We start from the raw sequence: 25,092 nt of genomic DNA, 5'->3' as shown, positions 1-25,092 counted from the left end.
TTAAAAAGTTCTCTTATTTTGTTGGTTAGTGATTTCGTCAGTTGGTTGAAATTCGGTTGGAGCTTACCTCATTTCTTGGTTGGGCAAATATGTGAACAAAAAAGCTAAAAAAAAAATCAAATACTATTGAATTTACCCTTTTTTTTTCTCATGTTCAACGGCTTCAAATCGAAATCTTTTAAATATATCGTTTTTACCTGAAAATCTATGGATTTTAACAGAATATCTTTTCGAGTTCGCTATGCGGAAACAGACCAAATGGGAGTGGTGTACCATGGTAATTATGCACAATACTTGGAGATGGGAAGAATTGAGTGGTTGAGGCGATACGGAATTTCCTACAAAAAAATGGAAGAAGACGGTATTATTCTCCCAGTAGTTTCGTTGTCCCTGAATTTTAAGAAATCAGCACTTTACGACGACCTGATTACAGTAGAAACCCGACTTAGAAAAATACCACTTGTTAAAATCGAATTTGACTATACGATATATAACGAGGCCAACGAAATTCTAGCCGAGGCAAATACGGTTTTGGCCTTTATGGAAAAGGATACAAACCGGCCAATGAAATGTCCTGATTACATACTTGAAAAAATTACCGCCTAATTTTAAAAGCTTAGTTCAACCCGCGGTATCGACAAGAACCTAGCTGATACTTTTTCTAATTCACTTTTTTGTACCCTTACCAAGAGTTCGCAATTGGTTGCCATTTCTTGAGAAGTTATCTGAATGTTATGCTGTTTTATAATACGCATCACTTTTTCCATTTCAGGGTATGCGAAAGTGATCCTAAGTCGAACCTCCAAATTCTTTTCGACAATGCGAGAAGCCTCTAAAGCCATTTGTGCGGCTGTGCGATAGGCTGAAATCAAACCACCGACCCCGAGTTTTGTTCCTCCAAAGATTCGGGCAACCGCCACCAACACATTGGTTACTTGAAAAGATTGAATTTGCCCGTAAATGCGCATTCCCGCCGAATTGTTGGGTTCGCCATCATCGTTGGCGCGATAACGAATTTTCTCAACACCCAATTGCCAGGCATAGCAAACATGATTTACGCTGTGGTGCTTTTTTCGAAGTTCATCAAGTTTTGTTTTTACCTCATCTTCCGATTGTATGGGAAAGGCATATCCATAAAACTTACTTTTCTTCTCTTTGTACAAGACTTCCGGCGAGGGCCGTATTAATGTTCGGTATGTATCAATCTCTTCTGACATTAAAAAATGACTACTAGTACAATACTTACCACCGCAAGGGCGATACCTCCCCAGTTTTTAGGACTTATTTGTTCTTTAAAAAGTAAAATGCCTAGAAGAGTCGATAAAAGCACGGTTCCTACATTGCTTATGGTAAAGATTACTGAGCTGGCAAACACTTCTGCATTTAGGGCCCTTAGTAAAAAATGGATGGTAAAGTAATTGAATGAACCGAGTATGATTCCACCTATTACATTCGGTAAATTTAATTTAAGGGGCTTTTTAAAAGAACTTATTAAAATGAAAAAAAGCCCAATAGTCCCTGCTGCACCAAAAACGGTCATAGAAAACAATGGAAAATCAACTTCTTCCATTTGCCAAGTTTGTAGCATCTTTATTCCTGCATCTACAAATCCGGTACCCATAAAAAGCAGTAAAGGCAGTATTAAATCTTGAAATTTTACGACAACAGTCTTATTTTTCTTCGAAGCAAAATATACGGCTGCTAAGGCCATTAAAATCCCAATGATTTTTACAATGTTTAATTCTTCCTTGTAAAGTGAGATTCCAACTATTACAGGTATAACAAATGACATTTTTGCAGCAACCGATGCTACCGAAACACCTAGCTTTTGAGCTGTCCTTGCAGTGATATTGAAAACGATGATAAAGAGTAGGCCTAAGGCCAAAGTGCCCAAAAACCAAGATTTTTTTGTTATATCGGATACCGAAAAAGGTTCTTTAAAAAATAGGAATGACACCGTACTAGCGGTAAAATAATTTACAATGATCGCATATGACGCTTGTATTTTATACTTTGTGAATAGTTTGAAAATCACGAACAGTGCGCTCGAAAAAAAAATGAATAGAGCAAGATCAAGCATGGGGCAACATAGATTTTAAATCAATTATATCTTCCTTTCCGACCCGTAGATTCCAGCTTGTGATGCCCATTTTTTGAGCAGCATCCGTATTTTCTTTTGAGTCATCGATAAAGAAAGTTTCTTGCGACTTTAAACGGTTCTGCTGAAGTACATACTCAAAGATATCGGCATTGGGTTTTCTAAGTTGTATTTCGTGCGAAAGATAGAACTGTTCAAAACAGCTTTTAAACCGATTGAATTTGTCAGATCCCATAATTTTGGCCACATGGGGAATGTGTAGCGCATTGGTATTGCTCAATAAAAAAAGGCGATATTGAGCTTCGTCTGCAAGTTTTTCAATAAAATTTAATCGATAATCGGGAAAATCGAGCAACATGGAATTCCATATTTCGGTGATTTTTACAGCTGAGGCTTTTGGATATAGGGTTGCCAGCTGGCTTATGAATTCGTCATTGGTTATTTTACCCACTTCAAATTGGTTATTTATAGCATAGGCTTCTGGGCCTAATTTTGGGTTTCCGCCATAAGTTTCAATTTCACGGAAAATAACCTGTTTGTCAAGATTTATAAAAATGTCTCCGAAGTCAAAGATGATATTCTTAATCATTATGATAAATTGTTAGAATGTCATTTAATATTTTTTCTTCGCTCGTCTTTTTCCTTGAAAAATTGGGTGCTTTCAATCCTTTTTCAAAATTGTTGCTTCCCTTGAATACCCTTGCTTCATCCCAAAGATTGGCATCGATAAAAGTTTGGAGGGTTTTAGCTCCTCCCTCAACCATCAAGCTGATAATACTTTTTTTATGAAGTTCAGCACAAATGGTCTCAACACTTATTTTATCAAAATCAAGCTGCAGGTATTCTAATTTTTCTTTTGCATTTGGAAGTTTTTTTTGGCTGTCAAAACCAAAGTCGAAACGCTACCATCATATATATTATTATTGGATGGTATTCGTAAATCCCTGTCAACAACTATTCTGATAGGGGAATTGCCTGCCCAATCACGCACATTCAATTTTGGATTATCTTCCAAAACCGTATTTGTTCCTACTAAAATTGCGTGCTCTTCCGATCGCCATTGATGTACCAATTGGCGTGATTTTTTATTCGTTATCCAATAGGGTTCCGGATTGGCTTCTCGCTCAGATTTATCCGGAGCCAAAAATCCATCCGAAGATTCTGCCCATTTTAAAATAATATAGGGACGTTTTTTTTCATGAAACGTCAAAAAACGTTTGTGATGTTCGCGACATTCTTCCTCGAGAACTCCCACTTCGACTTCGCAACCGGCATCGCGTAATTTTTGAATTCCCATTCCGGCCACTTTTTCATGCGGATCTTTGACTCCCACAACCACCCTCGGAATTTTGTTCGCGACGATAAAATCGGCACAGGGCGGAGTTTTACCGAAATGTGAACAAGGTTCGAGCGTTACATAGAGCGTAGCTTTTTTGAGAAGTGATTTATCGTTTACCGAATTTATCGCATTAACCTCTGCGTGAGGCCCACCACACGGACTTGTAAAACCTTCGCCGATTATTTTTTCATTATGAACGATTACACTTCCGACCATGGGATTGGGATAGGTGCTGCCCAATCCGTTTTTGCCCAATTCGATGCAGCGCTGCATATATTTTGTGTGTATATTCACTTCGCTAAAATAGGATTTTAAATCCCATTAATTTTAATTTACAAAATGCTTCTCCGAGAGATTAAAAACATCTTCCACAAAGAACTTGACGGTAAGTATGCAAGCGAGGAGATCGCTAATTTTTTTTATATGTTGATTGAGCATTATATGGGTTTAGAGCGGTTTGTTTTGGCGTTGCGACCTGACCTGATTATTTCAAAGGAGGAAGAAACACCATTTTTCGCAGCCCTTTCTGAATTAAGATTAAACCGTCCGATCCAATATGTGTTAGGGAAAACGACTTTCATGGATTTGGAATTGTATGTTGATGAAAATGTGCTAATTCCACGACCAGAAACCGAGGAACTGGTTGGATGGATTTTGCACGAATGTCAGGCTGAGCCTATCGAAGCACTAAAGAAAAATGTATCTGAGATTGAGCAAAGCCGAAGTCGAAAGACTGGATTAAAAATTCTAGACATCGGCACCGGCAGTGGCTGCATTGCAATTTCCCTTGCTAAAAATCTGCCGGGGGCAAAAGTGTATGCCCTAGATGTTTCCGATGATGCCTTACAAGTCGCACAAAGAAATGCGGAGCTTAATAAAGTGGAGATCAATTTTATCAATTCGGATATTTTAGGGGAGGACGTAGTGGATGATACGTTTGATATTATCGTTTCCAATCCGCCATATGTCAGGGAATTGGAAAAAAAGAAATGGCAAAGAATGTGTTGGAACATGAACCTGAATTGGCATTGTTTGTCGCTGATGAAAATCCACTACAATTCTATAGAAGTATTGTTCAATTTGCGCGGAAAAATTTGAGTTTGGATGGATTACTTTATCTGGAAATCAATCAATATCTAGGAAAAGAAATGAAGGCACTTTTAAAAGAACATAATTTTAAGGATATTGAACTCCGAAAAGATATGTTCGGTAATGACCGAATGTTAAAGGTAAGATTGTCAAAAAAATGAATAGCATTGTAGTTTTTTGTGGAAGTAGTGAAGGCAATGACCCAGCGATATTGCAAGCGGCTGCCGAATTGGGCAAAATTCTTGCTGAAAGAGAAATTATCTTGGTTTATGGCGGGGCTAAAATAGGGGTCATGGGAACAGTGGCCCAAACTACTTTAGATAAAGACGGGAAGGTCATTGGGGTAATCCCCGAGTTTTTAAAACATAAGGAAGTTTTCCATACCGGATTGACGGAACTCATCGTAACCCAGAACATGCACGAGCGAAAACTTAAAATGCATGAACTGTCGGAGGGTATTATTACACTTCCCGGCGGATACGGCACTTTGGAAGAACTTTTTGAAATGATTACCTGGGCACAACTTGGTCTGCACCAAAAGCCGATTGGCATTCTGAATACCAATGGCTTTTATGATGACCTCTTACAATTATTGCAAAAGATGGTATCAAAAGGCTTTCTAAGCCAAGAAAATTACGATATGATTTTGGTGGACGATGATGTCGATGGCCTATTGAAAAAGATGGTGGCGTATATTCCCCTTCCCTTGCCCAAATGGATTAAAAAAGAGCAGACCTAATGAGCGTAAAGGAACAAATAGAATCCCTAAGAGAAGAACTTCGTGAGCACAACTACAACTATTATGTGCTTGACAATCCCACCATATCGGATTATGAATTCGACATGAAGTTAAAGGAGTTGCAAGCCTTGGAAGAAAACCATCCAGAATTATATGATGCCTCATCGCCAACGTTGAGGGTAGGGGGCGAAGTGACCAAGAATTTCGAAACAGTTGTACACAATCATCGTATGCATTCGTTGGATAATTCCTATTCCAAGGAAGACTTAACGGATTGGGAAAAGCGTGTGCAAAGAATTTTGGGAGATATCGAAGTCGAATTTACTTGTGAACTAAAATATGATGGTGCGAGTATCAGTTTGACCTACGAAGAAGGAAAACTAATTCGTGCAGTTACCCGAGGAGACGGATTCCAAGGCGATGACGTTACAACCAACGTCAAGACCATTCGTTCAGTTCCGTTACAATTGCAAGGCAACTATCCTCCAAAATTTGATATAAGGGGGAAATCGTTTTGCCTTTCGAGGGCTTTGCCAAAATGAATCAAGAGCGTATCGAAAATGGTGAAGAACCCTATATGAATCCACGTAACACGGCCTCCGGAAGTTTGAAATTACAAGATAGTGCCCTGGTGGCCCAGCGCCCGTTGGATTGTTTACTCTATGGCATCGTCGGTCAGAACATCGGTATTGAATCACAATGGCAAATGTTGGAGAATGCTCGGGAATGGGGTTTTAAGGTTCCCTCAATTGCCAAATTGTGCAAGACAACCGATGAAGTTTTGGCCTTTATTGAAGAATGGGATATCAAGCGGCATGAACTTCCGTATGAAACCGACGGCGTAGTGGTCAAGGTCAATAATTTGCGTCAGCAAGATGAATTGGGTTATACGGCTAAGGCCCCCCGATGGGCCTTGGCCTATAAATTCAAGGCCGAACAAGTTTCGACCGTTTTAAATGAAATAACCTATCAAGTTGGCCGTACAGGTGCGATTACTCCAGTTGCGAATTTAGAGCCTGTTTTATTGGCAGGCACTACAGTAAAAAGAGCGTCGTTGCACAATGCCGACCAAATTGCAAAATTGGATATCAGAGAAGGGGATACCGTTTTTGTGGAAAAAGGAGGGGAAATCATTCCGAAAATAATTGGGGTCGATTTTACTAAGCGCAGTCCGGATTCCCAACCGACGAGATACATTTCCCATTGCCCAGAATGTGACACTGAATTAGTGCGGCAAGAAGGGGAGGCGCAACATTTTTGCCCGAATGATACAGGTTGTCCACCTCAGATTACTGGTCGCATCCAACATTTTATTTCCCGGAAGGCGATGGATATTGAAGGTTTGGGAAGCGAAACCGTCGAATTGTTATTCCAGGAGGGATTGATAAATAATTATGCGGATTTATACACTTTGACCAAAGAACAAGTTATGCCCTTGGAACGTATGGCGGAGAAATCCGCCGAGAATTTGGTCGCTGGGGTGGAGGCTTCGAAAAAGATTCCTTTTGAACGCGTTTTGTTTGGTTTAGGAATTCGCTATGTCGGGGAAACGGTAGCTAAAAAGTTAGCCAAGGCCTATAAGAACATCGATTCCCTAATGATGGCAAACATGTTGGATTTAGTCGCTGTCGATGAAATCGGGGAGCGTATCGCGGAAAGTGTGGTCGATTTTTTCGGAAACGCGGAGAATGTTGAAATCGTCAACCGATTAAAATCATACGGACTCCAATTTTCCCTTTCCGAAGAACAATTGCAAAATCAGACCGATATGCTGAAAGGCAAGTCATTTGTGGTTTCGGGGGTATTTGAAAAAGTTAGTAGAAACGAACTGAAGAAATTGATTGAGGATAATGGGGGCAAGGTTTCCTCGTCTATTTCCTCGAAGACTTCCTATGTGATAGCCGGGGACAATATGGGGCCAAGTAAGAAAACAAAAGCGGAAAGTTTAGGAGTTCCTATTATTTCTGAGGACGAGTTTTTAGGGATGGTTCAATAACTAATATATGATTACCAACACCACCAACCGATTTTGGTTCGCGCTATTATCGGTATTCGCATTCATACTTCGCGACCGACGAATGCGAAAGTGGTTTTGGGTCCCTTTTGTAATTATTGGATTAGGTTTTCTATTGCCCCAGAACATGATCATTCCTGTAAAAGGCGCAACGACCAAAAGTTGGGCCGATGATTCCTTTTGGGCCTACCCATGGGGTACTTCGATTACGCACAAGGGCATCGATATTTTCGCTGAAAAGGGAAAGGCTGTAGTCGCTTCAACTCATGGCATAGTGATATATACCTATGAGGGAGGAAAAGGAGGGAAGTCCGTCATGGTGCTCGGCCCCAAATGGCGATTCCACTATTATGCCCATTTAGATGAAATAAAGACATTCCCACTAAAACCCGTAAAAAGAGGAAGTATTCTGGGTACGGTAGGAGATACAGGGAATGCAAAGGGCAAACCGCCACATTTGCATTATGCGATTACCACTCCCTTCCCGTATTTTCATTTGAAGGATTCCGTTGCCGTTCATGGCTGGAAAAAGATGTTTTATTTGGATCCGGATATTTGGCTGAGGAAGAAATGAATGCAAAGATTTCTTTTTTCCGCTATTTTTGAAGGAAAGACGACTCAAATTTCCATAACAAATCCGAATACTATGAGCGAAACCCAATTAAAAAAAGCCCTGAGTCCGTTAATGCTTTGGGGCCTGGGAGTCGGTTATGTGATTTCAGGAATGTATTTTGGCTGGAATCTTGGCCTTGCCGAGGGTGGGACCTACGGACTCGCAATCGCGACCGTTTTTATCATCATTATGTATGTGACCTTTACTTTCAGTTATACTGAAATGGCCTGTGCCATTCCAAAGGCCGGGGGTGCTTTTGAATATGCCAATAGAGGACTCGGAAAGCATTTGGGTTTTGTTGCGGGTATCGCTCAAAATATCGAGTTCATTTTTGCTCCGCCTGCCATTGCCGCAGCTATCGGGGCCTATTTGAATCTCGTTTATCCTGCAATCGATTTAATGGTTTTTGCCATTGGCGCCTATGTGATATTTACGGCAATCAATATTCTAGGTGTAAAACTAGCGGCTTCTTTTGAATTGGTCATTACTGTTTTGGCTGTTATTGAGTTACTGATTTTTGCGGGAGTAACGCTTCCGGAATTCGAATTGAGCAATTTACAGATGAACCCATTGCCCAATGGGTATTCGGGAATCTTTGCTGCCATTCCTTTTGCGATTTGGTTTTTTCTGGCCATCGAAGGTGTCGCCAATGTTGCCGAGGAAGCGATAAATCCGCAACGAAGTATATTGATAGGTTTTGGTTCGGCAATTTTGACTTTGGTCATCTTGTGCGTCTTGACTTTTACTTCCGCAGTCGGAGTTGCGGGTTGGGAGGCTGTGGTATATCCCGAAGGTAGTGATTTAGCATCCGATTCGCCTTTGCCTTTGGCGCTCTCACAAATTATGGATAGCGGACATATTTTATATAGATTATTAATCGGAATCGGACTTCTAGGATTGATAGCTTCCTTTCATGGAATCATTTTAGCCGGAGGTCGTGCCACTTTTGAATTTGGAAGAAAAGGATACGCCCCTAAGTATTTGGGGAAAGTGCACAACAAATTTAGGACCCCGACAAACGCCCTTATTGCAAATACAGTAGTGGGAATCGTAGCTTTATTTACAGGCGCCACGGGAGAGATTATTACCATTGCCTGTTTTGGTGCATTGGGACTTTATATCGTATCCATGCTCGCATTTTTTGCGTTGCGAAAAAAAGAACCTGAGATGGAACGTCCTTTTAAAGTGCCTATGTTTCCTCTTTTTCCAGCTGTGGCCTTGATTATTGCTTCCGTGGCCATGATTGCGATGGCCTATTACAATCCGATGTTGGCTGCTATATTCTTCGGTATTGTTGTCATTTCTTATTTCTATTTTCTGTTCTTTCTAAATAAAAAAATGAAGTAACTTTCAGAAACGAATATCATGGACAAGAACGAGATTATTAAAAAGATAAAGGAGAATAAGCATTCCAAAATAAAGGTCGCCATTGTTGATATTGATGGGGTTTTGCGCGGAAAATTTATGCATCGCGACAAATTTCTCTCTGCCCTCGAAAGCGGATTCGGATTCTGCTCTGTAGTCTTCGGATGGGATATGGGCGATGTGTCTTACACCAATGATATAAAGGTAACGGGCTGGCACACCGGTTACGATGATTTTGAGGCACGGGTCGATTTGGATACGTTTCGAACGATTCCCTGGGAAGATGATATGCCCTTTTTTATTGTGGATTTTGCAAAGGAGAAAGCGGAAGATTTGGCGGTTTGTCCGAGAAGTCTGCTTCGGAAAATGATCGGCGAAGCCGAGGATATGAATTATACACCGATGTTTTCGCAAGAATTCGAGTGGTTCAATTATCGCGAGACTTCAGATTCCCTAAAGGAAAAAAATTACCGAGACATACAACCCTTGACCCCGGGCATGTTTGGCTACTCAATTTTGAGGATGTCCGAGAACTCCGATTATTTCGATGATCTTTTCAATTTGTTGGGAGCTTTTAATGTCCCTTTGGAAGGACTGCATACCGAAACGGGCCCCGGTGTGACCGAGGCGGCCATTCAATACAGCGGAATTTTGGAGGCCGCAGATCGAGCTGTGCTTTTAAAACAGCCGTTAAAGAAATTGCATATCGCCATGGCATCATTGCAAGTTTCATGGCTAAGCAGACTTCAAAGCTTCCGGGGTGTGGCGGGCACATCCATCAAAGTCTTTGGGATTCCAAAAAAGAAGGAGAATCTTTTCTATGACGGAAAGTCCAAAGACAACATGAGTGATTTGATGAAAAGTTTTTTAGCGGGACAACTCAAATGTCTTCCAGAAATATTACCCATGTTTGCCCCCACGATAAATAGCTTTAAGAGATTGGTGGTAGGGGCGTGGGCTCCTATCAATCAAACTTGGGGTCACGATAATCGTACTTGTTCGCTGCGTGTATTGGCATCGGGTAAAAAATCGACGCGGATCGAACATCGTGTGGTCGGATCGGATGTGAATCCGTATTTGGCGATGGCCGCTTGTTTGGGAAGTGGACTTTATGGCATAAAACATAAATTAAAATTGGACACTCCCGAGACGAAAGCCAATGGTTACGAGGTCAAAAAAGGAATTTTGCCCTCTAATCTGTGGGACGCTTCCCAAAAAATGAAAAACTCCAAAATCGCCAAGGATCTTTTTGGAATTGAGTTTGTAGACCATTTTACAAAGACCAGGGAATGGGAATGGAAACAGTTTTCTGCAGAAGTAACCGATTGGGAGACCAAACGATATTTTGAAATTATTTGAAAGAATTGTCTTTGAGAATGTCACACTGAGCTTGTCGAAGTGCACTCGAAGGATAGCAATGTAATTGGATTTGACTATTATAATAAATGGACCTAAATAAAATTCACGGCTTTAATTTTCCGTGCCCAATTCGATTCGGTGCCGGGTCAAGCAAAGAACTGGCCGATTATTTAAAGGATAATAATCTCAAGAATCCGCTTTTGGTCACGGACGGAACAGTTGCAGAACTCTCCTTTTTTAAGGAAATAAAAACAGACCTCGAAAATAACGGATTAAGTACCGAAGTATTTAGTGAGATGCACAAGAACCCGGTAAAGTCCGATGTACTAAAGGGGGGAGGCCTATCATGAAACGAGTCGGGACTGCATTGTCGGAATTGGTGGTGGTGTCGCTTTGGATGTTGCAAGGGCCATTGCTTTGCGAATCAATCACAAACGGGATTTATTTGATTATGATGATTTGATCGGGGGAGATAAATACGTAACAGAAGACATTCCACATTTTGTGACCATTCCCACCACAGCGGGAACAGGAAGTGAAGTAGGCCGAAGTGCCATTATTTCGGAGGATTCATCGAAGAAAAAACGGATATTATTCAGTCCGAAATTAATGGCCAAAATCGTTTTTGCCGATCCTTTGTTAACGATGGAACTACCGCCATTTATTACCGCCGCCACGGGAATGGATGCCCTGACCCACAATATGGAGGCCTATCTGGCTAAAAATTATCATCCGATGTGCGACGGCATTGCTTTGGAGGGAATTGCTTTAATTGCTGATTCGTTGGAAATTGCCACGCATAATCCCAATGTGGATTCACGGGCAAAAATGTTGTTGGCGTCCCTAATGGGAGCCGTTGCCTTTCAAAAAGGATTGGGTATTGTGCATAGTTTGGCACATCCGTTGTCAAGTTTATTGGATACCCACCACGGATTGGCCAACGCGGTAAATTTGCCTTACGGCATGCAATTTAACTATGAAGGGTTTGAAAACCGGTTCGATAAAATGGCCGATGCCTTTGGGTTGAGAACTAAAGCGGGAAATAGGGTAGTGGAATACCTTTTTGAAATGAACGATAAACTCGGAATGCCTACGAAGCTTTCTGAAATTGATGTCAAGCAAGAACATATCAAAGAACTTTCAGATTTGGCGGAAGCGGATTTTTGCCATCCGAACAATCCGAAACCTGTAACTCGGGAAGATTTCAAAACGCTTTATCAAAAGGCCCTATGATTAAAATCGGAATCTCCTCCTGTTTTATGTATCCAGATAAGGAACGGACTGTCTTTGGGCACAAATCGTTGAGTTATCTCGAGAATGACATGGCGCGATATCTAACGCGAAAAGGAGTGCTTCCGGTGTTGATTCCAGATGTTGCCGATGAATTATTGGAAGATATTTTAATTGAAATGGATGGATTCGTTTTTCAGGGAGGCGTCGATTTGGCCCCCGAAACCTATGGCGAAAAACCTATTGGCAAATGGAAGGGGGATGCTTATCGTGACCAATACGAGTTAAAGATTATGGATTATGCGGTCAAGAATTCAAAACCAGTGTTTGCTATCTGTCGCGGTATGCAATTGATGAACGTTTATTTTGGAGGAACACTTTATCAAGATACCATTACACAAAATCCAAATGCCGAAAATCATCGATCGGCTGAATTGTACGATACGATCAGACATCCCATAGATTTTGTCGAGGGCACTCTTTTGGATAAACTGTACAACGGAGTAGAAAATCCGCATGTCAATACGGTACACCATCAGGCTGTAAAAGACCTAGGAAACGATTTGGAGGTCTATGCAACCTCACCTGATGGACTCATCGAAGCATTTGGGTATATCAAAGAACCTGAAGGGAAAGTATTTGGTGTGCAATGGCATCCTGAATTTTCTCCGACTTTGGGGGCAGCAGTTATTAATGAGGATTTACTTTATGAAGCTTTTTTAAAACATACAAGGTGAGAACAATGCAGATAAAGAACCCGGCTACGGAGGAAATCATAGCCGACCTAGAAGAAACTTCAGCAACCGAATTAAATGTGAAACTGGAGTACCTACGAGAAGGACAAATTGAATGGTCTAAAAAATCAGTGGATGAACGCTTGTCATGTATTATCCAATTTGGGGTTTTGATACAGGAAAACGTAGATAAACTTGCCAAAATATTGACCTCTGAGACCGGGAAACCGTTACAACAATCCTTGAATGAAATTAAGGGTGCCCAAAACCGTATCGACCATTTGAAGCAAAACGCTACCAAATGGTTGGCGCCCGAAATCTTGGTCAATTCCGGAAATACCCATGAGAAAATTGTTTATGAACCTTTGGGAGTGATAGCTAATATTTCCGCATGGAACTTTCCATACAATGTCGGCTACAATGTTTTCTTATATGCCCTAGTTGCTGGTAATTCAGTGTTGTACAAACCTTCGGAATATGCATCCTTGACCGGAAAGCAATTTGAAAAGTATTTGTGGCAAGCAGGGATTCCAAAAAATGTATTTCAATGTGTTATTGGGGGAGGAGAAGTTGGCCAACGAATTCTTGAAGCAGATGTGGATGGTTATTTTTTCACGGGATCCCATACGACGGGACTTCATATTGCAAAATCCGTTGCCCATAAGTTGGTTCCCGTTCAACTTGAACTCGGAGGCAAAGATCCACTTTATGTCATGGAGGATGTTAAAGATGTCAAGCAAGCGGCCATCAATGCGGCCGAAGGCGCTTTTTATAATAACGGACAAAGTTGCTGTGCCGTAGAACGTATTTATGTTTCCGAAAAAATATACGACGAATTCGTAGATGCCTTAGTTCAGGAAGTCAATTCCTATAAAATCGGAAATCCTGCATCCTTGGAAACTTTTATAGGCCCTTTGACCCGGCCACAGCAAATTGAAATTTTGAAAGCACAGGTCGACGATGCCCTAAAACAAGGAGCGAACTTGTTGACAGGCGGGAAAAAACTTGAGGGCAAAGGGTATTACTTCGAACCCACGGTCCTGACCCATTGCAATCATGAAATGAAGATCATGAAAGATGAATCCTTCGGCCCGATTATCGGAATTCAAAAAGTAAGCTCTGATGAAGAGGCTTCGGAATTAATGGCCGATACCGAATATGGATTGACTGCTGCAGTTTTTTCTTCCAACGAAGAAAGAGCGATGGAAGTTTTAAATAAATTAAATGTGGGTACGGTTTACTGGAACTGCTGCGACCGTGTGAGTCCGAATGTGCCTTGGTCCGGTAGAAATAATTCCGGTCTTGGGGCAACCCTTTCGGCACAAGGAATTCGAGCTTTTGTACAGCCGAAATCGTATCATTCAAGGCCTTGATTTACTCAACACTAAAATGGAATACATCCGATGTGGAAGTATTGTCCGCCTCATCCGTGGTTTTGACTATCCAATAATAGATGTTGCCTGAAGAAATTGTCGCGGTAATGCTATTTTCCGTAACACTGCTCAAACTTTCGGTCGGTGGATTTTCACTTCCGAAGAAAACCTCGAAATCAACGATATCGTTGTCAATATCGCTCCCAGACCACTCTAGGTTTACCGTTGATCCAGTCAAAGTACTACCATTTTCTGGGGCAACAATATCGGCGGGAAAAGGAGCATAGTTGACGGCTCCGGCTCCCGCATTATAAAATTTCCATTCCTCGCTCATTGCTGTTGCATCGCTTATATCCGATAGTGACAAGACGTGCCATTTGTAGGCAATTCCTCTTTCAATAATGATGTCTGCCGAATTGGTGTTCGATTCAACAGTAGTTTCGACATCCGTGTTCAAATTTATAAGAACGACCTCGTATTTGTTGGCAAACTCGGCCTCGTTCCATCGAAAGGTTACCTCGCTTTGTGTATCATTGATGATTTTCCCCTCGTTGCATTCGGTATTGTTTTCAGGAAATACCAAGGTAGCGGCCAAGGGGTCGTTAATGGTTTCTTCCGGATCCGAGTGTCAGAGGTACTGCATGACGCTAGTAAGGCAAACAGAACAACAGCTGAAAATTTGAAATTGATATTCATAGAATTCCTTATTTTTTGATGATTTTACGCATGCTGTTACTTGATTCAGTTGTGATGATAATGGTGTAAATCCCTGCCGGAACGCCATCCATGTTCATTTTTAGCGTACCGTTTTCCGTTTTTTCCAATTTTTCCATGACACGTACCCCGTTTTGTGAAAAGAGGGTAAGTAGTACGTTTTCGTATTCGCTATCAGGTAATTGAACGGTAAGATCCCCGGTCTTAATTGGATTTGGATATACCGAGACACTCGAATAGCTCGCAAGAACAGTCTCTTCATAAACGCCCTGACAATCGGCATCTGTCTTTACCGAAACCATATTCTGGACCTTTGACAATGGAATCGTGATTTCATTCTCGGTAGTATTGTACTCCGTACCGTTCACATCTATGGTATAGTTTTTACCGCCCTTCATTTTCAACGTGACCAGTTTTCCTGAGGTGTCCAGTTCAGTTTCTACTTCTAGGCCTTCGGGTTCTGTAATCTGTACTGAAAAGCACTTTTCGTATTCGGGATGGCCTTCAACTTTAATGCATACTTCGTAAGAACCGGCATTCAAATCTTGGAAACTTGCAAAAGTCGTGAAAGGTTTTGAATCCAAAGGATTAATGCCATCCGATAGTATAGCGGTATATTTGAGCTTTTCTTCGGCAGTTATCAAGATACTGCCATTGTTGCTTGAAGCACAGGTTTCGCTGGTATTTTGGAGTGTAAAATTCAATGTCGGTAAGGTAAAATCTTGGCAATCGGTGGTACTTCTTACTGTAACCTGAAGGGTTTTAACACAGCCATTTTCATGGGCGACCGATACATAATAGGTGCCTGGTTCAAGTGTGGGGAATGTATTATTGGTCACATAATTATCGATGGGATCCTTGTTTTGTAAAGATACGTTGAAAAGATATTCGCTTTGATTTGCCAGATTTATTGCGATCGAGCCATCAGCATTGCCACAAGAAGCATCAGTGATGCTGATTTCAGTGTTTATTTGAAAACCTTCGTCGATTTCAAAAACTAAGTTGGTTACACACCCATTTGCATCACGGATGTAACCCACATAGCTTCCGGCCGATAAGTTTATAAAGGTGTCCGATGTTTGAAATGAAACTCCACCATCAATTGAGAACTGGTAAGGAGCTGTACCTCCCTCAGCTACAAGTGTTGCAATAGCATCTTCAGCCTCATAACAGGTCATAGCAACAATGGTAACCGTACCAGCGAGGTTTGGGGTCTCGGTAACTATAACACTATTGCTCATGATATCGACCCCGTTATTGTCCAAAACGCGAACCCTGTACATACCCGGGCCAATATTTGAAAATATTGAAGCGGTCTGGGTCAAGAGTAGATTGTCGTTTCCATCCAGCAGTTCAAAGGTATAGGGTACCGTACCTCCATTAGCATGGACCTCAATAGTAGCATCGTCTGAGCCGAAACAGGAAATTGGAGCGGTTTGAATCAAAGAAGCTTCCAATGGCTCGGTTTCGCAAACATCGCCAATGCCATTACCGTTCTCATCTTCTTGACCCGGATTTGCGACTTCAGGGCAATTGTCATGATCATTGAGAATACCGTCTCCATCCATATCGGGAAGGACTATTTCCGTGCTAACCGTATTGGTAATGATCGGTGGATTAAAGTCGAAATATATACTGGCCGTACCGTTGATTATATCTCCAATTACAATATCCGATTTGGGCTTTATCTTAAAAGCGACATAGCCATGACTGGCGGGTTCATTGGCTGAGCTGTCAGGAAGGTTTATTCCGTCAAAGGTAAATTCTACTTTGTTACCGTCTGTAATAAGAACATTGTGGTCGTGACTTGAAGAAATCGGAGTAAAGGTCTCCCAGTCTAGATTTTCACTAAGTTCATCTTTAATCTTAACATTAATGGCGGATGCCGTACCCGTATTTTGAAAACGAATTACATAATTCAAAAAATTGCCAACATCATCTATGAAAAGGGTTTCCCCTTCTAAAACTGTTTTATCGTTTGGGTCATACGACCCGATTAAGGTTTGATTTAATTGAAACTGATTATCGTCAACTTGGACATCATTTGTGGTGGGCGAAATCGAAGCGACAAAACCGATTTCTTCTGTTATATTGTTGGTTGGCGGAGCTTTAATATTGAAGGAAACATCTATAATTCTACCTTCGAATGGTTTTAGATTGGTGTAATTCCACTCTAAAATGTTACCAATGGCAGAATTTTCAGAAGGGTCTGCCCGTAGAAAGATGAGTTTGCTATTTTCAAACTCCAATGTTAAGGTACCACTGAGCGTAGTAGTTCCTGAATTTTGATAAACCAAGCGATACTCGCTGTCAAACCCGGGTCTTGATTCAGACATGGGTAATATTGAAACGATGAGATTATTCTCATCCGTTGCTGAAGTAATGCAATAATCAATTGTATCACTATTTCCTGAATTTGTAAATATAGATTCTTGAATACTGGGCGACGATGTCAGTGAGTTGTTATTTGAATTGGAAGATGTATTAAAGGTGCCTTCTCTAACAAGAAGATTGAATTCGCCATTGGCATTGCTAAATGTTCTATAGGTTTTATTACCATCGGTTGTTTCAACAGAGATATTCGGAACTGGACTGTCGAATGGATCACAGCCATTATTATCTATATCAAAAAGGATTGTCCCGTTGATAGAATTGGTACTATCGCTACAAGATTGAATAATTTCTTCTACCGTAGAGCATCCTATTGCATTGTCGTTAAAATTATGGCGGTCGGAATAATATATGTACTGACAGATATTGGCTTGATTACAGAGAGCTAGTTTCGGGTTGTGGTGAATTGATAGCCAAGTAGCCGCACTGAGGTCAGTTTTATCAATACCATTTATATCTATCAACTCATCGTTTCCGTATAATTGAAAATCACTGGTAATGGTTTGTAGATTATCCAAACCGTTCAAATTGGTTAAAACTTTATTTCCGCGAATATGTACACGGGATGCGTGGTTAAGGGTATTTAAAGTTTCTATATTAATTAGGCTATCATTATATTCTATGATTAATAAGTCTCCAATTGAGAAGACATTATCCAACCCTCCCAAATCTTCCATTATAGTATTCGTCGATATTTTCAAAGAGCCATCAATTGTTTGTAAACCCGAGAGCCCCGAAATATCAATGAGTTTGTCATTATGGCTAATTTCTAAATTCCCTTGCCAACCACCAGTAAGAGAGTTTATTGAGGTTAGTGAATTTAAATCGGTTAATCTTTCTAAATTGTCATTATTTCCTATTATTAAATCTCCTGCAATAGTAGATGACTCCAAATTATCCAAACCTTCTAGACTAATCAAATTATCATTGTTTACAATGCTAATGCTACCTGTAATGGTATTTAGTGATTCTAGTCCTTTTAAGTCTGAAAGATTATCATTATTTGAAACACCTAATCCACCTGCTTGTTCAAGATTGCTGAGGCCATTAAGATTTTCAAGTGCAGGATTGTTAGATAACGATATCCCTCTTTCAATATGTTTTAGGGACTCTAAACCATTCAGATTGGTCAAGTTTTCATGACCTTGAATTGTCAAACCTCCAACATATCTCAATTTATTTAATCCTGAAATATCAGTGAGTGTATTTTCTGCTCTATCTCTTCCAATAATAAGACCACCTTTAACAGCCATTATCAAATCGAGGCCATCTAGGTTTTGAACGTCAGGGTCATATGCCTGTATTTGTAATTCCTTTGGAACCGTACAATTGGGGTAATTTGTCTTAAAATTATCAACATCAGCTTGAGATTTGAGCAAAATTATTTGATCAGGGCATAGACTATTGCACCGCATCATTACGTCGAATTCTGATGAACAATCCCCAGTATTATTTTCAAAAATGGCCGTGTCAATATTCTTCGCCATAAAATTACAAACAGATGCCACACTACAATAAGAAAGGGTGGCGTTATCCTTAATCATCAGATTGGTCAGGGAAAGCCCGTCTATCTTTTCTAATCCATTCAATGAAGTTATTTTAGGATTGTTTTCAACCACCAGATCACCACTCACATAAACAACTCTATTTAATCCATTCAGATATTGTAATTCAGGGTTGTTTTTGATGATAAGGCTACCTTCTATATCAGTTATAACTTGAAGTCCGTTCAAGTTCACAATATCTGTACCTTCTATTGTTATTGAGACTTGAGGTTTAGTACAGTATGCATAATTTGATGCAAAGTTATCAACTTCTTCTTGTGAAGATAAAGTGATATCTGCACTAGGGCATTCGGGTCAGGACTACAAACAATGGTAAGATCTTGCTCATTGGCGCAATTTCCTGAATTACCAGATATATTGGCATATGTCAAATTTTTGGTGGTCATGAAAGTACATATAGGGGTAACCTGACAATTGGCCAAAGTAGCATTGTTGACCAATGTGATATTGTTAAGCCCCTCTGCATTCCAATTAGTCATAGCGGAAATATCATTTAGCAAAGGATTGTTATTGATGAAAACTGCATAGTTGGAATCATTAAAATCTAAATTCTCAAGACCATTTAATGAAGACAATACCGGACAATATGATATTCGCAAACCATCGAACCATCCATTAACAGTCTGTCCACCAGTTGAAGCATTGGATAATGCGGTTAAATCTGATAGTTTATCATTATTAAAAAACGCAATACTTCCTTCGGAGAGGGTTTGTAAAGATTCGATTCCCTGGAGGGAGGTAAGCTGGTTATTGTAATCTAAGGTTAAGCTTCCAATGGACTGAATTTTTGATATCCCGTTTAAATTCGGTAAGAGAGAGTTTTGATTTAAAGTCAAATCCTTTCCAATTATTAAAAGCCCACTTAGCCCAATCAGACTTGTCATCTTAAAATTGCTACTTAGATACAGCCGCCCATCAATGGTTTCAAGATTTTCAAGCCCTTGCAAATTCTCCAGGTTTTCATTATTCCTAACCTTTAAATCACTACTAACCAACCTCAATGAAGTAAGCCCTTGTAGATTCGATAAATTAGGGTTATGAGCGATTTCGAGATCTTCTACGGTATTTAAATTGGTTAGACCATTAAGACTGTTCAACTGTGTTCCCTCAATTGTAAATTTAGACTTGAAACCTCCTGGACTTGTAACTATTTCAGTCAATGCCTCAAGCCCATTAAAATTGCTGAGTAAAGCATTTCCGTAAATTCCTACATTGCCTCCTATGCGGATCAAATTTTCTAAACCTTGGAATGATGTCAAGTTATCATTCCCGGTTATATTCAAACCGTCACCAATTGTTCTAAGGTTATCCAGACCGCTAAAATCTGTTATCGATTCACCTCCAATTGATATTCCGCCGTCAATGGAAACGATATTTTCTAGCCCGACCAATGAGTCAACATTGTTATCCGCCAGATGTAGGCCACTTAAATATGTAAGGGAACTTAATGCTTGTAGAGATGTAATTTGCGTACCGTCAAGAGATAATCCACTATAGAGATTATGATTTAAACTAAGACTTCCGATAGAAGATATATTATCGATGCCTTGAAGGCTTGAGAGTAACGGGTTCCTGCTTACTCTAATTTGTTCGCCTATAAAAGATAGTTGGCCTAAACCGTAAAACGTAGTTAGGCTATAGTTTCGCCAAATAGTTATACCACCTGATACTGTCGTGAGCGCATCAAGACCTGAAAAATCATATAATGAGGTGTCAAGAATATTCAGATGCCTAGTAATTTTGATAATTTCGTCTAGTCCATTAAGATTGTTGATGCTACTACCTTGAATTATAAGGTCTCGACCAATCTCGGTACAATTTGGATAGGCGGTTTTAAAATTATCTATATCCGATTGTGAGGTCAGACTTATATTTCCTGAAGGGCATTGCGCAATACAATAAAAACAAACAAAAAATAGAACAATGGAGAGTAGGAATTTCTTCATAATAAAAGGGAATATCGGCAGGTCAGCGTCGTAGGTTATATAGTTTAGTCTTTTTCTAACGAAATCGAACCCCGATTATTTCAAAACAATTCCCATTATCTTTGTAACTGATGTGTAGTCCTTAAAACCTGTTGTCAATGACCGTAATCACTTCATATTCAGAATTTTTAGGAACTTTGGAAGCAGCCGTTCCATCAGGTAACTGGCCCGAAGCCCTAAAAGCCCTTTGGTACGATGCCAAGGGCGATTGGGAGGGCTCGCACGACATCGCCCAAGAAATGCACAATGAAATGGGAAGTTGGATTCATGCCTATCTGCATCGCAAAGAAGGCGATGAATTCAATGCGGGGTATTGGTACCGAAGGGCGGGGAGACCCTTTCCGCAAAAAACGCTCAAAGCAGAGCATCGGGATTTGGTGGAATTTATTTTAAAGCGATAAAATTCAGAATTCAGAGTTCAGAACCTGAAACAAGAAACTTGAAACTTTTTCAGTATTCCGAATACTCAGTTGGGTATAAAAGCCTCGTGTCATTTCTCGAAACCGTATTCTGGTACTTGGGCATGACCTTTAGTTTTTCCCAAACGGGGGATTCACTAAAATTCTTCCAGTTGGCATCGCGCTCTTCTTGATTTTCGTGTGTGGTCATATACACTAAATTCGGCATTCTGCTACCGGACAAGACTTCCGCATAAAAAACAGCATTGAAGCCTAGATCATTGAATAGTTTTACTTCTCCGCCGGCATTGAACATATCCACTTTTTTCGGTAAAGGTCTTCGGTCGCCCCTTCGTAGCTGCGCAATTCATAGACTCGATCTTTTAGAGGGCCATTTAAATTAGGGGTTGCCATTTGAGGCATTTCGGTAAATGCTTTCATGAGCATGGTTTCTATACGTTGATACGGCGCATTATCATGTGCCGCTGTGAGGTATGCCTTTCCACCGGTTAGATGTTTTTCATCCTTCATGATAGCATCCTCATAAAGTCCGAACTTAACTAAAGAATTAAAAGGAATCAAGACATACGTTTGTTTAGGAGTAATCGAATCCGTTGGTCTTGGCTTGAAAACCCCAACAGGGCCGATGTCCAATTTTTTTACTGCAGGAATAAAGGCGTCCTTCAAATAAGCATCCGTAGTCGCCATTTGTTCGTCCGTGTCAAAAGAATATACTTTGAGCTGATAATATTGTCTTGATTCTTGTGCGGAAAGTGAAAGTGACGAGGCCGCAAAGAAAAATAAAAAAATAAGTGTTCTCATAATGTAGTTGTTTATAGGATTGTTCGTTAAACTATTATTCTTGTGCCATTAGCGGCTACATTTTTTTCAGTGTCGAAATAGAAATCCACACGACCAAGATTGAGGCCAAAACAGCCTACCTGATTTACCAATACATTTTTCCCGGCCATATTCTGAACGACAGTTGGTTTTTCTAAAAAAGTATGGGTGTGGCCCCCGATAATCAAATCGGTGAGTTTTGTTTTTGCCGCGAGATGTAGGTCATTGGGCTTGTCTTTAACTTTATACTGGTATCCGATATGTGAAAGACAGATGATAAGGTCACATTTTTCTTCGGTCTTTAAAATGCGCTCCATATCACGCGCGATGGGGTAGGGATGATCGTACCTAGTTTCTTTGTAAAGAGATCTGGACACCAAACCTTTCAATTCAATCCCCAGACCATATACGCCGATTTTTATGCCATCAACTGAATAAGTGGTATAAGGCTTTACTTGACCATCGAGTATGGTATTGGCAAAATTATAATTGGCCGATAGAAATTTGAATTTCGCATGTGGCAATTGTGCCGCCAAACCTTCTACACCATTGTCAAAATCGTGATTGCCGATTGTAGCGGCATCATAGCGCAATTTGCTCATCAGTTTAAACTCGAGCTCACCGCCATAAAAGTTAAAATACGGAGTACCTTGAAAGATATCCCCCGCATCGAACAATAAGGTATTCGGATTTTCATTGCGTATGCTTTCGACCAGAGTGGCCCGCCGCGCCAGTCCGCCCATATTCGGAAATTGTGAATGATCTTTTTCAAAAGGGTCGATATGGCTATGCACATCATTGGTGTGTAAAATGGTAATTTTTTTAGCTGACGTACTGCACGAAGAAAGCGAGAGCCCACCTAGACCAACAAATACCGAAGAGGCAGTAGCATTGGCTAAAAATTTTCTTCTTTTCATCAGTTGGTCAATTTATAAAAACGGTCATCTACTACAGGGTTGAGTGTATCCACCTTTTTAAAATAATCGATCATTGCGTTTCGTATAAGATAATCGATACTGGTAACTTTTATGGCATCCTTAAAAAAAATCATATCGTCGCCACCGCTCACCAAGTAATCGGAAGTAGCTATACGATACGTTTTATTGATATCAAGGGGTTCTCCCTGAATTTTTATGGAAATTGATTTATCCTTGGCATCCAATATTATCTGCATTCCGGAAATCGGATGCGCCCTTTTTGAATGCACTAAAAAATCAACAAGTTCTTGTACCGATTTCCCGCTTAATTCAACCACCGCAATAGAATTTTCAAAAGGCATGACTTCGAAGGCAGTTCTTGCGGAAACTTTTCCTTTGGATATAATGGAACGTATGCCCCCGTGGTTCAATACAACAAAATCTATTTTGTGTCCTGTTCTGGCTTTATATATCGGATTTGCCTCCGATAGCAGAATATCGGCCATAAGGTTGCCAGCGGGTGTATTATAGTTTCCTTCATCTTTAGATATCATAAAAGGTGCATAGGCCAATGTACTGTCAAGCACTTCGTTGATACGATTTCGGTACGGTTTTATGAAGGATTCCAAAGAATCTTGAGCGACGAAGGAAGTGTCTATTTGAATTTGTATGGCCTCGACTTTTGCCATGTGCAAGGGTTCATGTTTACAGGAGTAGAGGCAAGTAATCGTTATAAATATAACAAAATGTTTTATTTTTAAATCCATTATCCTTTTTAACTTAGCCACGAATTGACAAGTGGATATTCTTTACATTTGTAAGACAGCATATGAACTCCGAAAGAGTTCTACAAATGTAAAAATACATGTTTAAGGGAATAAAAGATAAATTTAAGCACAAATCAGGGCTTAAATTCTTAAAGGCCGAACTGGCCAAGCCGGCACCGGTCGTTGAGCGGTCAAAAGGTATAACATCGATTGCCTGTCTTGTAGACCTTGACAAGTTCGATAATGCCAATCTGTTCTATGAATTTGTCGAGGAATTTTCCCTTAGACCGAATGCTGTCAAGATTATTGGATATAAAAGTTATTATGACAAAAACAGCCCCTATTCCACACCGGTTTTCTCGGACAAAGATCTTGGATGGAACGGGGATATTGAAAATAGTTATGTACTTGAATTCTTGAGCAGGGAATATGATCTTCTGGTCAATTATTATACCGAAGAAAACTTGTTGTTACAACTCATGAGCGTAAAGACCAAGGCAAGGGTACGGGTAGGATTTAAAGAAGTAGATCAGAGCTATAACGATTTAATTTTGGATACGCCCATGCATGATTTCAAGACATTCAAAATGGAGCTAAAAAAATATTTGAAGGTTTTTAACGAGATTGCGTAATGAAAGAACTCATAGGTACCGGTGTGGCCTTGGTCACTCCATTTAATGAAGATTTCTCGATAGATATCGAAGCTTTGACCCGTATCGTCGATTATTGTATCGAGGGCGGGGTCGACTATCTCGTAGTGCTAGGGACGACCGGTGAATCGGTTACCTTAAGCTCGACCGAGAGAAAATTAGTGGTTCAAACTGTCATAAAAGCAAATGATGGACGATTACCTTTGGTTTTAGGGGTTGGAGGTAATAACACGGCCGCTATTGTTGAAGAATTACAGTTACTAGACCTGAGTCCATTTTGTGCGATTCTTTCCGTATCGCCCTATTATAACAAACCGACACAAGAAGGTATATATCAGCATTTTAGGGCCATTTCATCGGCTTGTCCGATTCCAATAATTCTTTATAATGTGCCTGGAAGAACGGGTAGCAATATGCTTCCAAATACGGTTTTGCGATTGGCAAACGATTTTGAAAATATTTTAGCTATAAAAGAAGCCTCTGGCGACATTTCGCAAATCACCGAGATTATTGATAGAAAACCACAAAATTTTCAGGTAATATCGGGGGATGATAGCAATGCACTTCCAACCATTATGGCCGGTGGTTCAGGTGTTATCTCCGTATTGGGACAAGGAATGCCCGAAGTATTTGTCAAGATGATATCTTCGGCCTTAGATGGTAATACCACCAAGGCACAAGAACTGCAGTCCGAATTGAAAGAAGGTATGTCGCTCATTTTCGAAGAAGGAAATCCTGCAGGTATAAAGTCTATTTTTGAAGTGCTTGGCCTCTCGAGGGCGACGGTACGATTACCTTTGGTAGAGGCAACTCCCGAATTAAAGCAAAGAATCGCTTCATTTGTTAAGCCTTTTGCAGAAGTCCATTCTTAATAACCAACTTGATTTTATACGTTAAATCTTCGCCAAAAGC

General features: G+C 40.4%; 24 protein-coding genes and 2 pseudogenes. 15 read left to right on the top strand and 11 right to left on the bottom strand.

What is annotated here, in order from left to right:
- Positions 1-207: 207 nt before the first annotated feature.
- Positions 208-606, top strand: a complete 399-nt coding sequence (locus N8A86_RS21280; RefSeq protein ID WP_273567197.1) for an acyl-CoA thioesterase — start codon at positions 208-210, stop codon at positions 604-606.
- 2 nt (positions 607-608) lie between these two features.
- Here the strand turns inward: N8A86_RS21280 and N8A86_RS21275 are convergent, their stop codons facing one another.
- The 4 genes and pseudogenes from N8A86_RS21275 to ribD form a co-directional block, all read right to left on the bottom strand.
- Positions 609-1,217, bottom strand: a complete 609-nt coding sequence (locus tag N8A86_RS21275) for an IMPACT family protein (protein WP_273567196.1) — start codon at positions 1,215-1,217, stop codon at positions 609-611.
- Positions 1,217-1,894 (bottom strand): EamA/RhaT family transporter, encoded by a 678-nt coding sequence (locus N8A86_RS21270; RefSeq protein ID WP_337251704.1) that lies wholly within the window; start codon positions 1,892-1,894, stop codon positions 1,217-1,219. The genes N8A86_RS21275 and N8A86_RS21270 overlap by 1 nt, the downstream gene beginning before the upstream one ends.
- 178 nt (positions 1,895-2,072) lie before the next feature.
- Entirely contained in the window at positions 2,073-2,687 is a 615-nt protein-coding gene (locus N8A86_RS21265; protein WP_273567194.1) for an HAD family hydrolase, read from the bottom strand.
- Positions 2,680-3,731, bottom strand: a pseudogene (gene ribD / locus N8A86_RS21260) (bifunctional diaminohydroxyphosphoribosylaminopyrimidine deaminase/5-amino-6-(5-phosphoribosylamino)uracil reductase RibD). Before ribD ends, N8A86_RS21265 begins: the two are co-directional and overlap by 8 nt.
- A gap of 45 nt (positions 3,732-3,776) precedes the next feature.
- Here ribD and N8A86_RS21255 point away from each other — a divergent pair.
- The 11 genes and pseudogenes from N8A86_RS21255 to N8A86_RS21210 all read left to right on the top strand — a co-directional run bounded on the left by N8A86_RS21255 (position 3,777) and on the right by N8A86_RS21210 (position 13,953).
- A complete protein-coding gene (locus tag N8A86_RS21255) occupies positions 3,777-4,535 on the top strand; it encodes a N5-glutamine methyltransferase family protein (protein ID WP_337251702.1) in 759 nt (252 codons plus the stop codon).
- A gap of 2 nt (positions 4,536-4,537) precedes the next feature.
- Positions 4,538-4,687, top strand: a complete 150-nt coding sequence (locus tag N8A86_RS21900; RefSeq protein WP_337251701.1) for a hypothetical protein — start codon at positions 4,538-4,540, stop codon at positions 4,685-4,687.
- Positions 4,684-5,265: an LOG family protein gene (locus N8A86_RS21250; RefSeq protein WP_273567193.1), complete on the top strand. Its 582-nt coding sequence runs from the start codon at positions 4,684-4,686 to the stop codon at positions 5,263-5,265. The genes N8A86_RS21900 and N8A86_RS21250 overlap by 4 nt, the downstream gene beginning before the upstream one ends.
- A pseudogene (gene ligA, locus N8A86_RS21245) lies at positions 5,265-7,261 on the top strand (NAD-dependent DNA ligase LigA). The gene N8A86_RS21250 and the pseudogene ligA overlap by 1 nt, the downstream one beginning before the upstream one ends.
- A gap of 7 nt (positions 7,262-7,268) precedes the next feature.
- On the top strand, positions 7,269-7,853 hold the full coding sequence (locus N8A86_RS21240; RefSeq protein ID WP_273567192.1) for a M23 family metallopeptidase: 585 nt from the start codon (positions 7,269-7,271) through the stop codon (positions 7,851-7,853).
- 72 nt (positions 7,854-7,925) lie between these two features.
- Positions 7,926-9,239, top strand: coding sequence for an ethanolamine permease (gene eat / locus N8A86_RS21235; RefSeq protein WP_273567191.1), 1,314 nt, complete (start codon positions 7,926-7,928; stop codon positions 9,237-9,239).
- A gap of 18 nt (positions 9,240-9,257) precedes the next feature.
- Entirely contained in the window at positions 9,258-10,616 is a 1,359-nt protein-coding gene (locus tag N8A86_RS21230) for a glutamine synthetase family protein (protein ID WP_273567190.1), read from the top strand.
- 86 nt (positions 10,617-10,702) lie between these two features.
- Positions 10,703-10,966 (top strand): iron-containing alcohol dehydrogenase, encoded by a 264-nt coding sequence (locus N8A86_RS21225; RefSeq protein ID WP_273567189.1) that lies wholly within the window; start codon positions 10,703-10,705, stop codon positions 10,964-10,966.
- 43 nt (positions 10,967-11,009) lie between these two features.
- On the top strand, positions 11,010-11,849 hold the full coding sequence (locus tag N8A86_RS21220; protein ID WP_273567188.1) for an iron-containing alcohol dehydrogenase: 840 nt from the start codon (positions 11,010-11,012) through the stop codon (positions 11,847-11,849).
- Positions 11,846-12,583 carry a gamma-glutamyl-gamma-aminobutyrate hydrolase family protein gene (locus N8A86_RS21215; RefSeq protein WP_273567187.1) on the top strand — a complete coding sequence of 246 codons (738 nt, stop codon included), beginning with the start codon at positions 11,846-11,848 and terminating at the stop codon, positions 12,581-12,583. The genes N8A86_RS21220 and N8A86_RS21215 overlap by 4 nt, the downstream gene beginning before the upstream one ends.
- A gap of 5 nt (positions 12,584-12,588) precedes the next feature.
- Positions 12,589-13,953, top strand: a complete 1,365-nt coding sequence (locus N8A86_RS21210) for an aldehyde dehydrogenase family protein (RefSeq protein WP_273569116.1) — start codon at positions 12,589-12,591, stop codon at positions 13,951-13,953.
- A 1-nt stretch (position 13,954) separates the two neighbouring features.
- On the opposite strand, the gene N8A86_RS21205 is transcribed toward N8A86_RS21210, so the two are convergent.
- The 3 genes from N8A86_RS21205 to N8A86_RS21195 form a co-directional block, all read right to left on the bottom strand.
- On the bottom strand, positions 13,955-14,548 hold the full coding sequence (locus tag N8A86_RS21205) for a hypothetical protein (RefSeq protein WP_273567186.1): 594 nt from the start codon (positions 14,546-14,548) through the stop codon (positions 13,955-13,957).
- 109 nt (positions 14,549-14,657) lie between these two features.
- Positions 14,658-18,791, bottom strand: a complete 4,134-nt coding sequence (locus N8A86_RS21200; RefSeq protein WP_273567185.1) for a DUF7619 domain-containing protein — start codon at positions 18,789-18,791, stop codon at positions 14,658-14,660.
- A 26-nt stretch (positions 18,792-18,817) separates the two neighbouring features.
- A complete protein-coding gene (locus N8A86_RS21195; protein WP_273567184.1) occupies positions 18,818-20,569 on the bottom strand; it encodes a hypothetical protein in 1,752 nt (583 codons plus the stop codon).
- Between the two features lie 137 nt (positions 20,570-20,706).
- Between N8A86_RS21195 and N8A86_RS21190 the strand changes: the two genes are divergently transcribed.
- A complete protein-coding gene (locus tag N8A86_RS21190; protein WP_273567183.1) occupies positions 20,707-21,009 on the top strand; it encodes a hypothetical protein in 303 nt (100 codons plus the stop codon).
- Positions 21,010-21,058: 49 nt separating this feature from the next.
- Here N8A86_RS21190 and N8A86_RS21185 read toward each other — a convergent pair whose 3' ends face one another.
- Genes N8A86_RS21185 through N8A86_RS21170 form a run of 4 tightly spaced genes read right to left on the bottom strand, consistent with a single transcriptional unit; the run spans position 21,059 to position 23,452 of the window.
- The gene (locus tag N8A86_RS21185) at positions 21,059-21,322 is read right to left on the bottom strand and encodes an NIPSNAP family protein (RefSeq protein ID WP_273567182.1); all 264 of its coding nucleotides are present in this window, start codon (positions 21,320-21,322) and stop codon (positions 21,059-21,061) included.
- Positions 21,298-21,828, bottom strand: a complete 531-nt coding sequence (locus N8A86_RS21180; protein WP_273567181.1) for a hypothetical protein — start codon at positions 21,826-21,828, stop codon at positions 21,298-21,300. Before N8A86_RS21180 ends, N8A86_RS21185 begins: the two co-directional genes overlap by 25 nt.
- Positions 21,829-21,854: 26 nt before the next feature.
- Positions 21,855-22,763, bottom strand: a complete 909-nt coding sequence (locus N8A86_RS21175; protein ID WP_273567180.1) for a metallophosphatase — start codon at positions 22,761-22,763, stop codon at positions 21,855-21,857.
- On the bottom strand, positions 22,763-23,452 hold the full coding sequence (locus tag N8A86_RS21170) for a 5'-nucleotidase C-terminal domain-containing protein (RefSeq protein WP_273567179.1): 690 nt from the start codon (positions 23,450-23,452) through the stop codon (positions 22,763-22,765). Before N8A86_RS21170 ends, N8A86_RS21175 begins: the two co-directional genes overlap by 1 nt.
- A gap of 176 nt (positions 23,453-23,628) precedes the next feature.
- Between N8A86_RS21170 and N8A86_RS21165 the strand changes: the two genes are divergently transcribed.
- Complete coding sequence (locus N8A86_RS21165; protein ID WP_273567178.1) at positions 23,629-24,162, top strand: DUF6913 domain-containing protein; 534 nt, start codon at positions 23,629-23,631, stop codon at positions 24,160-24,162.
- Positions 24,162-25,052 (top strand): 4-hydroxy-tetrahydrodipicolinate synthase, encoded by an 891-nt coding sequence (gene dapA / locus N8A86_RS21160; RefSeq protein ID WP_273567177.1) that lies wholly within the window; start codon positions 24,162-24,164, stop codon positions 25,050-25,052. Before N8A86_RS21165 ends, dapA begins: the two co-directional genes overlap by 1 nt.
- Positions 25,053-25,092: the final 40 nt, after the last annotated feature.

Source organism: Maribacter halichondriae, assembly GCF_027474825.1.
Taxonomy (GTDB): Bacteria; Bacteroidota; Bacteroidia; order Flavobacteriales; family Flavobacteriaceae; genus Meishania; species Meishania halichondriae.
Note: the sequence above shows the minus strand (reverse complement) of the source record. Positions and strands in the feature narration are given on the sequence as shown.